The organism is Thioclava sp. IC9 (assembly GCF_002213225.1).
Classification (GTDB): Bacteria; Pseudomonadota; Alphaproteobacteria; order Rhodobacterales; family Rhodobacteraceae; genus Thioclava; species Thioclava nitratireducens.
Genome location: NZ_NBNX01000005.1, coordinates 129,713 through 145,524 on the forward strand (window position 1 = coordinate 129,713; position 15,812 = coordinate 145,524).

General features: G+C 65.1%; 14 protein-coding genes. 8 read left to right on the forward strand and 6 right to left on the reverse strand.

What is annotated here, in order from left to right; genetic code table 11:
• Positions 1-264: 264 nt before the first annotated feature.
• From B6V76_RS14255 to B6V76_RS14270, 4 genes are all read right to left on the reverse strand, one after another.
• Entirely contained in the window at positions 265-1,362 is a 1,098-nt protein-coding gene (locus B6V76_RS14255) for a TRAP transporter substrate-binding protein (RefSeq protein WP_075775629.1), read from the reverse strand.
• A gap of 234 nt (positions 1,363-1,596) precedes the next feature.
• The gene (locus B6V76_RS14260; RefSeq protein ID WP_075775628.1) at positions 1,597-2,427 is read right to left on the reverse strand and encodes an arginyltransferase; all 831 of its coding nucleotides are present in this window, start codon (positions 2,425-2,427) and stop codon (positions 1,597-1,599) included.
• Positions 2,428-2,566: 139 nt separating this feature from the next.
• Positions 2,567-3,022: a DUF2852 domain-containing protein gene (locus B6V76_RS14265; RefSeq protein WP_075775627.1), complete on the reverse strand. Its 456-nt coding sequence runs from the start codon at positions 3,020-3,022 to the stop codon at positions 2,567-2,569.
• A 127-nt stretch (positions 3,023-3,149) separates the two neighbouring features.
• Positions 3,150-3,617 carry a YbaK/EbsC family protein gene (locus B6V76_RS14270; protein WP_075775626.1) on the reverse strand — a complete coding sequence of 156 codons (468 nt, stop codon included), beginning with the start codon at positions 3,615-3,617 and terminating at the stop codon, positions 3,150-3,152.
• Positions 3,618-3,743: 126 nt separating this feature from the next.
• Here B6V76_RS14270 and B6V76_RS14275 point away from each other — a divergent pair, with 126 nt between their 5' ends.
• Positions 3,744-6,518, forward strand: a complete 2,775-nt coding sequence (locus B6V76_RS14275) for a glutamine-synthetase adenylyltransferase (protein WP_088727758.1) — start codon at positions 3,744-3,746, stop codon at positions 6,516-6,518.
• Between the two features lie 15 nt (positions 6,519-6,533).
• Positions 6,534-6,800 (forward strand): hypothetical protein, encoded by a 267-nt coding sequence (locus B6V76_RS14280; protein ID WP_088727833.1) that lies wholly within the window; start codon positions 6,534-6,536, stop codon positions 6,798-6,800.
• A gap of 8 nt (positions 6,801-6,808) precedes the next feature.
• On the opposite strand, the gene eda is transcribed toward B6V76_RS14280, so the two are convergent.
• On the reverse strand, positions 6,809-7,450 hold the full coding sequence (eda, locus tag B6V76_RS14285) for a bifunctional 4-hydroxy-2-oxoglutarate aldolase/2-dehydro-3-deoxy-phosphogluconate aldolase (RefSeq protein WP_088720197.1): 642 nt from the start codon (positions 7,448-7,450) through the stop codon (positions 6,809-6,811).
• Positions 7,451-7,583: 133 nt separating this feature from the next.
• Entirely contained in the window at positions 7,584-9,389 is a 1,806-nt protein-coding gene (gene edd / locus B6V76_RS14290; protein WP_075775623.1) for a phosphogluconate dehydratase, read from the reverse strand.
• 240 nt (positions 9,390-9,629) lie between these two features.
• Here edd and B6V76_RS14295 point away from each other — a divergent pair, with 240 nt between their 5' ends.
• From B6V76_RS14295 to pgi, 6 genes are all read left to right on the forward strand, one after another.
• A complete protein-coding gene (locus B6V76_RS14295; RefSeq protein WP_088727759.1) occupies positions 9,630-10,838 on the forward strand; it encodes a class I SAM-dependent rRNA methyltransferase in 1,209 nt (402 codons plus the stop codon).
• Positions 10,838-11,380 (forward strand): PIN domain-containing protein, encoded by a 543-nt coding sequence (locus B6V76_RS14300; RefSeq protein ID WP_088727760.1) that lies wholly within the window; start codon positions 10,838-10,840, stop codon positions 11,378-11,380. Before B6V76_RS14295 ends, B6V76_RS14300 begins: the two co-directional genes overlap by 1 nt.
• A 64-nt stretch (positions 11,381-11,444) precedes the next feature.
• Positions 11,445-11,945 carry a DUF2478 domain-containing protein gene (locus tag B6V76_RS14305; protein WP_088722580.1) on the forward strand — a complete coding sequence of 167 codons (501 nt, stop codon included), beginning with the start codon at positions 11,445-11,447 and terminating at the stop codon, positions 11,943-11,945.
• A 106-nt stretch (positions 11,946-12,051) separates the two neighbouring features.
• Complete coding sequence (gene zwf / locus B6V76_RS14310) at positions 12,052-13,506, forward strand: glucose-6-phosphate dehydrogenase (RefSeq protein WP_088727761.1); 1,455 nt, start codon at positions 12,052-12,054, stop codon at positions 13,504-13,506.
• Entirely contained in the window at positions 13,503-14,174 is a 672-nt protein-coding gene (gene pgl / locus B6V76_RS14315; protein ID WP_088727762.1) for a 6-phosphogluconolactonase, read from the forward strand. The genes zwf and pgl overlap by 4 nt, the downstream gene beginning before the upstream one ends.
• 16 nt (positions 14,175-14,190) lie before the next feature.
• On the forward strand, positions 14,191-15,798 hold the full coding sequence (pgi, locus tag B6V76_RS14320; protein ID WP_088727763.1) for a glucose-6-phosphate isomerase: 1,608 nt from the start codon (positions 14,191-14,193) through the stop codon (positions 15,796-15,798).
• Positions 15,799-15,812: the final 14 nt, after the last annotated feature.

Here is a 15,812-nt window from a genome sequence, read left to right on the forward strand (position 1 = left end):
GTCAATTTTTCTGACCACACCGCTCCATTGATGGCGTTCCCTCCGGTGTGGACATTGCGGTCACTTTACTTGACCGGTTCCGGGTGTAAACCGGGCATCACGCAATTTTATGTCGTGTGTGGTCACAGTTCCGAAACCATGCTGCAATGTAGCATTGCGCGCGCAGAATGTCCGCCCGGCGCCTGGTCTCGTGCAGGCATAGAAAAAGCCCCAGCGCGCAGCGCGCCGGGGCTTCGGTTCTCTGGCTTGACCAGTTTGGGCGGCTTACAGCTCGCCCTTGTTGGCTTCGCTCATCATGAAGTAATCGTAGTTGAACTCGGCCAGCTGCTCCCAGGTGAACCAGTCCTTGCGGAAGTCCTTGATCGAACCCCAGATCTTCGCGAATTCGGGGTTGTTCGCTTCCATCTCCGAATAGACCTCGTTGGCCGCCTTGAAGCAGGCCTGCATGATCTCCGGCGAGAAGGCGCGCAGCTGGGTGCCGTTGGCGACCAGGGTCTTGAGCGCCTTCGGGTTCTTCATGTCGTATTTCTGCAGCATGTCCGCATCGGCGGCCTGAGCGGCGGTGTGGAGAAGTTGCTGATACTGCTTCGGCAGGCCTTCCATCTTTTCTTTCGAGAACATGAAGTGGACCGTCGGGCCACCTTCCCACCAGCCGGGGTAGTAGTAGTAGGGCGCGACTTTATAGAAGCCGAGCTTCTCGTCATCGTAGGGGCCGACCCATTCGGTCGCGTCGATCGTGCCTTTTTCGAGCGCCGGGTAGATGTCACCGCCAGCGATCTGCTGCGGCACGAGGCCGAGCTTTTCCATCACCTTGCCCGCGAAGCCACCAACGCGCATCTTGAGGCCCTTGAGATCCTCGACCGTCGAGATCTCCTTGCGGAACCAGCCGCCCATCTGTGCGCCGGTGTTGCCGCCCGGCAGACCGTAGAGGCCCTGCTTGCCGAGGAACTCGTTATAGAGCTCGATACCGCCGCCGTGGTAGTGCCACGCGTTCATGCCGCGCGCGTTGAGCGAGAACGGCACTGCCGCGCCGAGCGCCCAGGTCGGATCCTTGCCCCAGAAGTAGTAACCCACGGTATGGCAGGCTTCGACCGTGCCGTTCATCACAGCATCTGCGACCTGAAGGCCGGGGACGATCTCGCCTGCGGCGAAGACCTGGATCTTGAAGTTGCCGTCCGAGGCTTCCTCGACCATCTTCGACAGGACTTCCGAGCCGCCATAGATCGTGTCGAGCGACTTCGGGAAGGACGAGGCGAGACGCCAGGTGATCTGCGGGTTGCTTTGTGCGATCGCGGGGGCTGCCAGCGTACTCGCAGCCGCACCACCCAGCGCGGCTTTCGTCAGAAAGGAACGACGGTCCATTTAGGATCCTCCCATTATTGCTCCGTTGCGCGAGGACGCGCCTCGCCACCCACCTCGTATCCTCCGTGGCGGGTCTGCCGGGACCGTTTCACCACAGGCCGGGAGTGTCCAGAGTTCACGCGCGCGTAATCAACGGAAGTCGTGGAAAAGTTTTAAAAAAATCATTTGACATACGGCGAGTGCCGAACGGTTGAGCAGTCGTCTGCGAGAGCGCAGGCGGCGCGTGGTGGTCGCTCAACTGTTGCGTGTGTCGGGGAGCTGGATTCGCGCGACTTGTTCTGCGATCGGCGGCACCGAGAGCGGATGCGTCTCGGTCTCGTGCTTGGCGGGATCACCGATATCGGTCCACTTGCCGCCCTTGTAGATCTCGAGCGCGGAGAAGTTCGCCTTGTAGTTCATCTTCGGCGAGCCGGGTACCCAATAGCCCAGATAAACGTAAGGAAGGCCCACGCGCTTCGCGATCTCGACATGGTCGAGAATGAGGTATGTCCCGAGGGAGTCGCGGATGCGTTCAGGCTCGTAGAAGGAATAGACCATCGACAGCCCGTCATCGAGCACATCGGTCAGGCAGGTCGCGATCAGCGCGCGCATGCTGTCGGGAGTGGCCGCGGTCTCGCGATATTCGATGACGCGCGATTTCACGGGCGTCTCCTCGATCATCGCGGCGAATTCGAAGATATCCATGTCGGCCATGCCGCCATCGGCGTGGCGCGCATCGAGATAGCGGCGGAACAGGGCGAATTGCTCTTCTGTCGCCCAGGGAGACGTCGCGGTGCGCCGCAGGTCGCCGTTCTTCTTCATCACCCGGCGCTGCGATTTCGACAGTTTGAAATCGGCGACCCGTATGCGGGCCGACAGGCACGCGGTGCAATCGGCGCAGGACGGCCGATAGAGCACGTTCTGTGACCGGCGAAAGCCTTGGCGCGACAGCGCGTTGTTGAGTTTCTCGGCGGACTCGCCCTGCAAGGCGGTGAACAGTTTTCGTTCCGACCTGCCGTCCAGATAGGGGCAGGGCTGCGGCGCGGTTACATAGAACTGCGGTGCAAGCGGAAGCGAATGGCGCATCAAAAGCCTCGTTGGGGAGGGGTGGCGGCAGGCTAGCAAAGGAGCGCTCACCCGCCAAGTGTTTCATGGTGACGACATAGAAAGCGCCCCGGTCAGGTCAACCGGGGCGCTGAATTCGCGTCGCGAACTGTCTATATGGTTAGGCTTTCGCCTCTTCGGAGGTGTTCTCCGACTGGGCCGCTTCCTTGGCGCGCTCTTCCATGTACTGGTCGAACTCTGCCTTGTCGCGGGCTTCGCGCAGACGGCCGAGGAACTCTTCGAATTCCTGCTGTTCGCGCTGCAGTCGCTCGAGCGTGTCGGCCTTGTAGGCGTCGAACGCGGCGTTGCCGGTCGAGCGCGAAACATGGACGCCACCGGCGCCGTAGCAGCCGAAGCCGCGTTTCTGCACCGCCTGACCCGTACGCCAGCGACGCCCGAAGCGGCCGGTGAACAGGATGAAGGCGAGAATGACGAGGCCGAGGGGGCCTGCGAAGATGAAGCCGGCCACCATCAGCGCGATCCAGGCGCCGGGGCCGTTCCCATCCATCCAGTTAACGGCGCGGGTAAACCAGTTACCAACCGCGACGGGCATGGAGTTGGTGGAATAGGCGGACATTGGAACCTCCGGGTTGAGTATGTGAATTCCTTTCACATCTCCAAGATCGGAAGTCGGACCGTGTCTTGCAAGGGGGGATGTAAACGATTTTTACATTTTTGCCGCAAGGCACCGAAATTGCTTTGTTTTATTCGGTGAAATCGGCCCGTTTCGCGCCGCTGATCCGTTCCAGGTCGGCCGGGGCGATGGCAAAAACGTGCCGAGGCGTGCCCGCTGCGGCCCAGACGGTATCGAAATCGAACAGCCGGGGGTCGAGGAAAGCCGTTACCGGCCCGACATGACCCAGCGGCGCGACGCCGCCGATCGCGAAGCCGGTCTCCGCGCGGATCAGCCCCGCGTCTGCCTTGCCCAAGGGCTGGCCCGCGACAGCGCTCGCCTTCTCGGCGCTCACCCGGTTGCCGCCTGCGGTGATGAAGAGCACGACATGGCCGCTGTCTTCTCCGCGAAAGATGATGGATTTCGCGATCTGATCGACCTCGCAGCCCACCGCCTGCGCCGCCATCTCGGCAGTTCGGGCCTCGCCCGGTTCGGTGATCTCGAAAGGCGCGCCTGCGGCTTCGAGGGCGGCACGAACGCGTTTCAGGGATTTGCTCATGGCGAGGCTCCGGACGGTCTGCGGTCAGGGCGCGGATGCGCCCCGGGGCGGGGTGTAGTTATGGCCAGATGGCGCGTGACAGCAATCCCCATTGACCGGCCCGCTTGGCGGCGTAAGCATGGCGCCATGCCGTTTGCCTCGCGTCTCACCCGTTCGCCCCTGCCTTTCGAGCCCGACCGCGCCGCCGAGGCCGAAGAGCTGTTTTCCGATCTCGCGCCGGAGTTGCGCGAATTGTTAGGGGGCACGGCGGGTTGCAGCCCATATCTCAAAGGCCTGATGGAGAAAGAGGCCGAGTGGCTGCGGTCTGCGATTTCAGTCAATCCGGAAGCTGCGCTGGCCGATGAATTCGCTCGGATCACGCCCGTCAGCCTCGCCGATCTACCGAGCGAACTGCGCCGGGCGAAGCGGCGGGTCGCGCTGCTCGCGGGACTGGCCGATCTCGGTGGCGTCTGGTGTCTCGAGGAAGTGACCGGCGCCTTGACGCGGCTTGCCGATATCGCGGTCGATCTCGCGATGAAGCGGCTGGTGGCCGAGGAAATCCGCCGCGGCAAGATACCCGGTGCGAGCGACGATGATGCCGAGAGCGCCGCCGGGATGGTCGCGCTCGCCATGGGCAAGATGGGGGCAGGGGAGCTGAACTACTCCTCCGATATCGACCTGATCTGCCTTTTCGATGAAAGCCGGTACGACCCCGATGACGCAATGGAGGCGCGCAGCGCACTGATCCGGGCGACGCGCAAGATGGCGGCGATGCTAAACGATCGCACGTCCGAGGGTTACGTCTTTCGCACCGACCTGCGCCTGCGCCCCGATGCCGCCGTCACGCCGGTCTGCATCTCGATGGGATCGGCGGAGCTCTATTACGAGGCCGAAGGCCGGACATGGGAGCGCGCGGCCTATATCAAGGCACGTCCCTGCGCGGGGGATCTTGCGGCGGGAGAGCAGTTCCTTGAACGCCTGCGGCCTTTCGTCTGGCGCAAGCATCTCGATTTCGCGGCGATTCAGGACGCACACGACATGCGCCTGCGCATCCGCGAACATAAGGGGCTGCACGGTCCGATCGAGGTGGCAGGCCACAATATCAAGCTCGGTCAGGGCGGCATCCGCGAGATCGAGTTCTTCACCCAGACCCGGCAACTGATCGCAGGCGGGCGCGACGAGACGCTGCGCGACCGGACCACGGTGGGCGGGCTGCGTGCGCTCGCCGCGAAGACTTGGGTGGCCGAGGATGTCGCGGAGGAACTGATCGGTCATTACCGCGAGCATCGCGAGATCGAGCACCGTCTGCAGATGGTGGGCGACGCCCAGACCCAGATTCTGCCCGGCAATGAAGAAGGGCTCGCCCGGATCGCCGCTATGATGGGCGAGGGCGATGTGGCCCGCTGGCGCGATCGGCTGCGCGACCGGCTGGAGCGGGTCGAAAGCCTGACGAATGATTTCTTCGCCCCCGATGCCGCCGCCGAGCGCCCCGAACTGAGCGACGCCGCGCGTGAGATCGTCGAGGGCTGGACGGGCTATCCGGCGCTCCGATCCGAACGGGGGCGCGCGATCTTCAAGCGGCTGGAGCCGGAACTGCTCGACCGGATGCGGCGCGCAGCAAACATGGAGGAAGCACTCACCCAGTTCGACGGCTTCCTCAAAGGGCTGCCCGCGGGCGTGCAGCTGTTCTCTCTGTTCGAAGCCAATCCGCAACTGGTCGATCTCATCGTCGACATCTGCGCCACTGCGCCGGGGCTCGCGAGCTACCTGTCGCGCAATGCCGGGGTGCTGGACGCGGTTCTCGGCGGCTCGTTCTTCGCGCCCTGGCCGGGAAAATCTGCGCTGGAAGCCGATCTCGCCCGGCTGATGGAGCGCGCCGACGATTACGAGGCCGCGTTGATTGCGGCGCGGCGTTGGGCGAAAGAGTGGAAATTCCGCGTGGGCGTGCATCATCTGCGCGGTCTCGTCGATGCGTCAGAAGCCGCGGGCCAATATGCCGATGTGGCCGGCGCGGTGCTGGGCGCGCTCTGGCCGGTCGTGCAGGGCGAATTCGCGCGCCGCTACGGGTCATGCCCGGGCAAGGGGGCGGTAGTTCTGGGCATGGGTAGCCTCGGGGCCGAGCGGCTGAATGCGCAATCCGATCTCGATCTGATTGTGATCTATGACGCCGATGGGGAGGAGTTCTCGGATGGCAAGAAGCCACTTGCCTCAAGGGCTTACTATGCGAAGCTCACGCAGGCGCTGATCACCGCGCTCAGCGCGCCGATGCCGGAAGGGACGCTCTACGAGGTGGATATGCGGCTGCGCCCCTCGGGCAAGCAGGGGCCTGTCGCGACCTCGGTACAAAGCTTCGAGAGCTACCAGATGGAGGAGGCCTGGACCTGGGAGCATCTGGCGCTCACCCGGGCGCGCCCGGTCGCCGGCAGCGCCGATCTGGCCGATCGGGTCGAGGCGATCCGGCTGAAGGTTCTACAGGCGAAAGGCGGCGGCGCCGAGGTGCTGCGCGATCTGGCGCAGATGCGGGCGCGGATCTTCGCGGCCAAGGCTCCCGATGGCGATTGGGAGGCGAAGGTCGGCCCCGGGCGATTGCAGGATATCGAACTGCTCGCCCAGAGTTTTGCGCTCCGCGCGGGCGTCCCGGCGCGCAAGGTCGAGGCGCAACTGCGCGCAGGCCCCCGCGGCGGGTTCGTGACCCGCGAAGAGGGTGAGGCGCTTGCCTCGGCCTATCGTCTGCTGTGGCGACTGCAGGCAGGCGGGCGCTTGCTGAGCGAGAAGCCCTTGGATATGGCGGCGATCGGAGAAGGCGGCCGCGCTTTCCTGTTGCGCGAGACGGGGCTGGATGATCTCGATGCTCTGGCGGCGCGTCTGAACGAGGTCACGACCGAGACAGCCGCCATCGTGGACAGGGCTCTGGAGGGCTGAATGGCGCGCAAACTTATGGAATTGAGCGAGGCGGACCCGAAAGGGCTGATCCGCGAGAGCTTCAAGATCGACGGGATCACTATGGAAGAGTGCCGCTCGATCTTCATGGACTGGGCGTTGAGCCTCGGGCCGGGGATGGATGCGAGCGAAGCGATGCGCACCGTGCTCGCGGCGTATCAGGCGCCGCCCGAGCACCCGATGACCCAGGTGCTCGAAGAAGGTCTGACCCGCGAAAGCGCCCCGCCGATGCGGCGCGGCGGCTGGCGGGCGCGTCGTCCCTAGCAGGGTGATTAGCGCGGCAGCGCCGCCGCCTCGCGCGCAAGCGCTTCGATCCCGGCCCAGTCGCCCGATTGCACCATCGCATCGGGCGCAACCCACGAGCCGCCCGCGCAAAGAACGTTGGGCAGGCTCAGGTAATCATTGGCGTTTTTCATGCTGACGCCGCCCGTCGGGCAGAAGCTGACCTGGGGGATCGGGGCCCCGATCGCCTTCAGCGCAGGCGCGCCGCCCGAAGCTTCCGCCGGGAAGAACTTCAGCACGTCGTAACCCATCTCGAGAAGCTTCATCACTTCGGATGCAGTGGCCGCACCGGGCAGCAGCGGCAGGCCTTCATCTTCGCAGGCCTTCACCAGCGTTTCGGTCGCGCCGGGCGAGACGCCGAATTTCGCGCCCGCGGCTTTCGCGGCTTTCACATCGGCGGGGGTCAGGAGCGTCCCCGCGCCGACCACGCCGCCTTCGACATCGGCCATGGCGCGGATCGCGTCGAGCGCGCAGGGCGTGCGCAGCGTCACCTCCAGCGCGGGCAGGCCGCCCGCGACGAGCGCTTTGGCCAGCGGCGCGGCATGAGACACGTCCTTCACCACGATCACCGGCACGATCGGGGCCAGTTCGCAGATCTTGCGGGCGGATGCGGATTGTTCACTCGGGGTCATCGGATCACTCCAGTCTGGGTCGCCCATGCGGGCGGAGAGGGAAGGACGCTCCGCGGGGGATATTTCTTGCCAAGCCGAAAGCAGAACCCTGTTTTCGCCTTGGTGGAAATATCCCCGCCGGAGGCAAGAAAACTCAAAGCACCACGGAGGCGCCTTTGGTGGACGGGCCGACATGGGTGCGGAAGGCGCCGAACAGCTCGCGACCGAGGCCGAACTGGTTGCCGCTGAGGTCGGGTTCGACCGGCGCGCGGCTCTCGAAGCCTTCGCTCAGGCAGGTCAGCTCGCCCGTCGTTGCGTCGAGCCGCACCATATCGCCGTCCTGCAGCTTCGCAAGCGGCCCGCCATCGGCGGCCTCGGGGGAGACATGGATTGCTGCGGGAACCTTGCCCGATGCGCCCGACATCCGGCCATCGGTGACCAGCGCCACTTTCAGCCCGCGATCCTGCAGCACTGCGAGGGTCGGCGTGAGCGAGTGCAACTCCGGCATCCCGTTCGCCTTAGGTCCCTGGAAGCGCACCACGACGATCGTGTCCGAGGTGAATTCGCCCGCCTTGAAGGCGTCCTTCACCTCGTGCTGTTCCTTGAAGACGCGGACCGGCGCCTCGATCACATGGCGCTCCGGCGCGACGGCGGAAACCTTGATCACGCCGCGGCCGAGATTGCCTTCGAGCTGCTTCAGGCCACCGGTCTTCTGGAACGGATCGGCGGGTTTGCGCAGAATCTTTTCGTTCTGGCTCTCGGGATCGGCCTCTTCCCAGACCAGGCCGTCCTCGGTGATCTTCGGCTCCTGCGTGTAGCGGGTCAGCCCGTCGCCCGCGACGGTCTTGGCGTCCTCGTGCAGCAAGCCCGCGTCGAGCAGATGACGGATCATGAATTGCAGACCGCCCGCGGCGTGGAAGTGGTTCACGTCGGCGAGGCCGTTGGGGTAGACTTTCGCCATCAGCGGCACGACCGAGGAAATCTCGTCGAAATCTTCCAGATCGAGCACGATCCCGGCGGCGCGCGCCATCGCCGGCAGGTGCAGCACATGGTTGGTCGAGCCACCGGTGGCCATCAGCCCCACCATTCCGTTCACGAAGGCCTTCTCGTCGAGCACTTCCGACGCCGGGCGGTAGTCATTGCCGAGCGCGGTGATCTCGGCGGCGCGTTTCGCGCCTGCGACCGTCAGCGCCTCGCGTAGCGGCGTGTTCGGGTTCACGAAGGAGGCGCCGGGCAGGTGAAGACCCATGAACTCCATCAGCATCTGGTTGGTATTCGCGGTGCCGTAGAAAGTGCAGGTGCCTGGACCATGATAGGAAGCCATCTCTGCGGCCATCAGCGCGTCGCGGCCGACTTCGCCGGCGGCGAATTGCTGGCGCACCTTGGCCTTCTCGTCATTGGGCAGGCCGGTCGTCATCGGCCCCGCGGGGATGAAGATCGCCGGGATATGCCCGAAGGTCGCGGCGGCCATGATGAGCCCGGGCACGATCTTGTCGCAGACGCCGAGGTAGAGCGCCGCGTCGAAGGTGTTGTGGCTGAGCGCCACTGCCGCGGCCATCGCGATCACGTCGCGCGAGAAGAGCGACAGGTCCATACCCGGCTGGCCCTGTGTGACGCCGTCGCACATCGCGGGCACCCCGCCCGCGACCTGTGCCGTCGCCCCCACCTCGCGCAGCGCAGCCTTGATCGTCTGCGGGAAGGTTTCGAAGGGCTGGTGGGCCGAGAGCATGTCGTTATAGGCGGTCACGATGCCCACGTTGGGGGCGCGTTCGCCGGCGAGCTTGTCCTTGTCCTCTCCCATCGCGGCATAGGCATGGGCCTGGTTGCCGCAGCTGAGATGCGCCCGGGCGGGCCCTGCATCGGCGGCGGCTTGCATCCGGGCGAGATAGTCGCCGCGCGGGCCTTCGGAGCGGGCGCGGATTCGGTCGGTCACACGGGCGATTGTGGCATCGAGGGTCATCGGCGGGGCCTTTCCTTGCTATGCATCTGATGCGGAACATGCAGCCCGTAAGGGCCGCTCGCGCAGCGGGCGCGGATCGCGGTTGCGTCCTCGCTATCATGTTAGCGCTAACGTCGCAACCCGTTCCCTTTGTCGATTATCTGGGGCAGAGCGGGGATGCGGCAAGCGCGAGGGCTTTCGCGCCGGGTCGCTTGGCGCTAGGAAGGCCGCGCCTGAGACAGCGCGCGCAAGGAGCCCCCGATGAGCCAGTCCGAAGATCCCGCCACCCGTCCGACCGTCCGGCTGCGCCCGAAAGCCGAGGCCCGCGCGATCCGCCACGGCTTTCCCTGGGTTTATGCGGACGAGCTGGTGACCGACCGCCGCACCAAGGCGATCGCGCCCGGCACGATCGCGACGCTGGAGGATGGCGAGCGCCGTCCGCTCGCGACGGTTACGGTCAATCCGAACTCCAAAATCATCGCGCGGGTGATGAGCCGCGACGCCGAGGCGGTGATCGATCGCAACTGGATCACTCTGAAGCTGGCCCGGGCGCTCGAGATGCGCGTGCGCCTGTTCGATGCGCCTTTCTATCGCTTGGTCCATGCCGAGGCGGACGGGCTGCCCGGTGTCATCATCGACCGGTTCGGTGACGCGGCGGTGATCCAGCCGAACGCGGCATGGTCGGAGGTGATGATCGCCGATCTCGAGGCCGCGCTGGCCGAGGTCACGGGCGTCACCACGATCATCAAAAACGGCGCAGGCCGGGCCCGCAATCTCGAAGGTCTCGACGAGGAGACGGTCACGCTCCGTGGCGGGATCGACGCCCCGGTCGAGGTGCCGATGAATGGTGCAATTTACCTCGCCGATCTGATGGGCGGGCAGAAGACTGGGCTTTTCTACGACCAGCGCCCGAACCATGCATTTGCGGCGCGGCTGGCCGAGGGCGCGCGGGTGCTGGATGTCTTCTCTCACGTGGGCGGCTTCGCCTTGGCCGCGCTGGCCGGTGGCGCGCAATCCGCTTTGTCGGTCGATGCGTCTGCGTCGGCGCTCGAGCTGGCAAGCAAGGGCGCCGAGGCGATGGGCGCCAGCGCCCGGTTCGCGACGCGTCAGGGGGACGCCTTCGATTCGCTCGACGCTTTGGGTCAAGAAGATGAGCAGTTCGATCTGGTGATCTGCGATCCGCCCGCCTTCGCCCCCGCCAAGCCCGCGCTGCAAGCGGGGCTGCGTGCCTATGAGCGGATCGCCCGGATGGCCGCGCCGCTGGTCGAACCGGGCGGCTATCTGGTGCTGTGCTCCTGCTCGCACGCCGCCGATCTGTCGCAATTCCGCGCAGCTTGCACGCGTGGCATCGGCAAGGCGGGGCGGTCCGCGCAGCTGATCCACACCGGCTATGCCGGGCCGGACCACCCGATGCTGCCGCAGCTGGCGGAATCAGGTTACCTGAAATCACTGTTCTTCCGGCTCGACTGATGCGGGTCGTGCTCGATGCCTGCGTGCTCTACCCGACGGTGCTGCGCGAAATTTTGATCGGGGCGGCGAAGGCGGGGCTCTATCGTCCGCTCTGGTCGGCGCGGATTCTCGAGGAATGGGCGCGGGCCGCCGCGCGCCGCGCGCCCGCCGACGAAGCGATTGCGCGGGGCGAGATCGCGCTGCTGCGCGCCACCTTCCCGCAGGCCGAGGTGGCGGCGCAGCCGGGGATCGAGGACCGGCTGGTCCTGCCCGACGAAAACGATCTGCACGTTCTGGCCGTGGCGATCGCGGGCAGCGCCGATGCGATCCTGACCTTCAACGCGCAGGACTTCCCGCGCGGGACACTGGCGGGCGAGGGGCTGGAGCGGCGCGATCCGGACGGGTTCCTCTGGCAGCTTCTGTCCGAGCACCCCGAGCAGATGCGTGCCATCACCGAATCCGTACGCGCCGAGGCAGAGCGTTTGTCGGGCGAGCCGCAGCCGATCCGGGCGCTGATGAAACGGGCGCGTCTGCCGCGCTTCGGCAAGGCGCTGGCGGCGTGATCTTGCGCTCCGTCTCAGGGCGTGGCCCCTTGACCGCCCGCGAAAGCCTCGCCAAACAGGCGCAATGATCGGGTTCATCACATGCCAAGAGCGCGGCGCGGCCGACAAGCTCCTTGCCCAGCTCGCCGACAGGCTGCTGTCGCAGGGGCGCGACGTGATTGGCATGGTGCGCGCCGAGGTGCCGCAGCGGTTCGAGTGCGAGATGCATCTGCGCATCCTCCCCGATGGCGAAACCCGCACGATTTCGCAGGATCTGGGGCAGGGCGCGGGGGCGTGTTCGCTCGACGCGGGTGCGCTCGAAGAGGTCGTCGCACAGGTCGGCCATGCGCTCGAGATGGCGCAACCGGGCACCATCGTGATCCTCAACAAGTTCGGCAAACAGGAAGCCGCGGGGCGCGGCTGTCGCGACCTGATCGCCCAGGCGATGGCCTCCGATTTTCCGGTGCTTCTGTCCGTTCCGCCCGAAACGCGCGCGGATTTCGCGGCGTTCACGGATGGTTTGGCCGAAGAAATCCTGCCGGATATTCAGGCGCTTGAGGCATTTCTCTCGCGTGAGAGCGCTTAATCCGCGCCCTTACGTTGTCTCGCGCCGCTGCCATGCTAGACTTGTTCCGCTAAGGTGAGTACAAGGGGGTCGTTAGCGCTAACGGACCCCAAACACGGAGCAGCCCATGGTTTCGCGCGTCATTCCCGTCGAACGTTTCGACCTGGTGATTTTCGGCGCCACTGGCGACCTCGCCAATCGCAAAATTCTCCCCGGCCTGTTTCGGCGCTATTGCGCGGGACAGATTCCCGAAGGCTCCACCATCATCGGTGCCGCGCGCTCGGAGATGACCCCGGATGAATTCCGCGATCAGGTCCGCGCGGCGATCGCCGAATTCGGTGGCAGCAAATGCGACGACGAAGGAGCGCTGGACGGGTTCTTGCCGATGCTCGACTATGTCGCGATCGACGCGAAAGGCGATGGCGGCTGGGATGATCTGAAATCGAAAGTCCGCGGCGACACGGTCAACGCGTTCTACTTCTCGGTGGCGCCCTCGCTGTTCGGCGACCTCGCGGAGCGGCTGCACAAGCGCGGGATCGCGGGGCCGGATGCCCGGATCGTCGTGGAAAAGCCCTTCGGGCGCGACCTCGCCTCTGCCAAGGCGCTCAACGCCGTCCTCGCGGAGTATTTCGACGAGACACAGATCTACCGGATCGACCATTATCTCGGCAAAGAAACCGTGCAAAACCTGATGGCGGTACGCTTCGCCAACATCCTGTTCGAGCCGCTCTGGAACAGCCAATTTGTCGATCATGTGCAAATAACGGTCGCCGAAACGGTCGGCGTAGGCGGTCGCGGATCGTATTATGACAAGTCGGGCGCGATGCGCGACATGGTGCAGAACCACTTGATGCAGCTTCTGTGCCTGATCGCGATGGAGCCGCCTTACCACTTCGACCCCGATGCGGTGCGCGACGAAAAACTCAAGGTGATCCGGGCTCTGCAGCCTGTCGCACCTGCCGATATCGTGCGCGGCCAATACGTGGCGAGCAAGGACGCGCCCGGCTATCTGGAAGATGCCGAGGACCCGGAGTCGACGACCGAGAGCTATATCGCGATGAAATGCCATGTCGCGAACTGGCGCTGGGTCAACACGCCCTTCTACCTGCGCACCGGTAAGCGGCTGCGGGCCCGCACGTCCGAGATCGCGATCACCTTCAAGCAGCCGCCGCACCAGATCTTCGACGAGGCCGAGGGCGAGTGGCGCGAGAACGTGCTCGTGATCCGGCTCCAGCCCAACGAGGGCATGAACCTGAAGATGATGATCAAAGAGCCGGGGCCGGGCGGCATGCGCCTCGTGCAGGTGCCGCTCGATATGTCCTTCGCGGAAGCTCTGGGCGAAGAGGCCGACATCACCGACGCCTACGAGCGGCTGATCATGGACGTCATCCGCGGCAACCAGACGCTGTTCATGCGCGGCGACGAGGTTGAAGCGGCTTGGGCCTGGACCGATCCGATCATCGAAGGCTGGGAGTCGCGCGGCGACAAACCTCAAAGCTATGACAGCGGTTCGTCGGGCCCCGATGACGCGTTGATGCTGATGCATCGGGACGGCCGCCGCTGGCGGGAGATTCGCGAATGAATTTCGAAAGTTACCCCGATCGCGAGATGCTTATGATGGGGCTTGCGGACCGCATCGCGAGCCAGCTTCGCGCGGCAATCAACAACGAGGGCCGCGCGACCTTGTCGGTGCCGGGCGGCTCCACGCCCGGACCGATATTCGACATTCTCTCGGATATCGATCTGGACTGGTCCAAGGTCGCGGTGCTGCTCAATGACGAGCGTTGGGTGCCCGAAACCTCGGAGCGGTCGAATACGCGCCTGATCCGCGCGCGGCTCCTGACGGGCCGGGCGGCGGCGGCGACGCTGGTGCCGCTCTATGCCGAAGCGGAGCAGCCCGAGGACAAAATGACGGAACTGGCTGCCGGGATCGAGCCGCATCTGCCGATCTCCGTCCTGCTTCTGGGTATGGGCGCGGATATGCATACGGCGAGCCTGTTCCCCGGTGCTGACCGCCTGAAAGAGGCGTTGTCGAACGACGCGCCGATCCTTTTGCCGATGCGCGCCGAAGCTGCGGGCGAGCCGCGTATCACGCTCTCGGCACCGGTGCTGCGCGATGCGATGCACACGCATATCCTGATCACAGGGCCGGAGAAGCGCGCGGCGATCGAAGCGGCGGAAAAGCTCCCCGTGGAACAGGCGCCGGTGCGCGCCGTTCTCAAGGACGCGACCGTGCACTGGGCTGAATAAGGGAGCACTTTCACCGATGACCATCTGGCAAGACCTCCTCGACAAGGCGCAATCCGTGCAGTCCCGCGAAATCGCGGAATTGTTCGAAAAGGACAATCGCGCGTCCGGTTTCAGCCGCGAAACCGGGCCATTCCTGTTCGATTTCTCCAAGACCAACATCGACTCGGAAACGCTCGACCTGCTGGTGAAGCTGGCCGAGGAGAAGGGCGTCGCGGCCCGCGCGGAAGCGATGTTCACCGGTGAGAAAATCAACGACACGGAAGGCCGCGCAGTGCTGCATACCGCGCTGCGCAATCTCGACACGGACGTGTTCGTCGATGGCGAGAACGTCATGCCCGATGTCCGCGCAACCTATGCCCGTATGGAAGCGTTCGCCCGCGACGTTCGCGAGGGCAAGTTCAAGGGGGAGGGCGGCAAGATCACCGATGTGGTCAATATTGGCATCGGCGGCTCGGACCTTGGCCCGGCGATGGCGACGCTGGCGCTTGCGCCTTATCACGACGGTCCCCGCTGCCATTTCGTGTCCAATGTGGACGGGGCGCATATCCATGACACGCTGGCAGGTCTGAGCCCGGAAACGACGCTGGTGATCGTCGCCTCCAAGACCTTCACCACGATCGAGACGATGACCAACGCCGAGACGGCGAAGCGCTGGATGGCCGAGAAGGTCGCGGACCCGGCGCAGCAATTCGCAGCGCTCTCGACCGCTGCCGACAAGACCGCCGCCTTCGGCATCGACGAGGCACGCGTCTTCGGGTTCGCCGATTGGGTTGGCGGGCGCTATTCGATGTGGGGGCCGATCGGGCTGTCGCTGATGATTGCGATCGGGCCGGAGGATTTCGCAGATTTCCTCAAAGGCGCCGCTAAGATGGATGCCCATTTCCGCGCCGCCGATTACAAGGACAACCTGCCGGTTATGCTGGCGCTGGTGGGTATCTGGCACAACCAGTTCTGCGACTACGCTACCCGTGCGGTTCTGCCCTATGATCAAAGGCTTGCGCGGCTGCCGGCCTATCTTCAGCAACTGGAGATGGAGAGCAACGGCAAGCGCGTGAGCATGGATGGCAAGAACCTGCCTTACAATTCGGGCCCCGTCGTCTGGGGCGAGCCGGGCACCAACGGCCAGCACGCATTCTACCAGCTGATTCACCAGGGTACGCGGGTCATTCCCTGCGAATTCATGGTCGCGGCCGAGGGGCATGAGCCCGATCTGGCGCATCAGCACATGTTGCTCGTGGCCAACTGCCTTGCCCAATCCGAGGCGCTGATGCGGGGCCGCTCGCTGGCCGAGGCGACCGAGATCATGCGCGAGAAAGGCTTCGAGGGCGATGAGCTGGACCGTCAGGCGCGGCACCGCGTCTTCCCGGGCTCGCGGCCATCGACGACGCTGCTCTATCCGAAACTGACCCCCGAGGTCTTCGGCGGGATCGTCGCGCTTTACGAGCATCGCGTCTTCGTCGAGGGCGTGATCCTCGGCATCAACAGCTTCGACCAATGGGGCGTGGAGTTGGGCAAGGAACTGGCGCTTGCGCTTGCGCCGGTGCTCAAAGGCGAGGATGCGGGAGAGGGCAAGGACGGCTCGACCCGGCAGCTTGTCGCCCGGGTCCAGTCGCTGCGCGGCTGATCCAAACGTGTTCG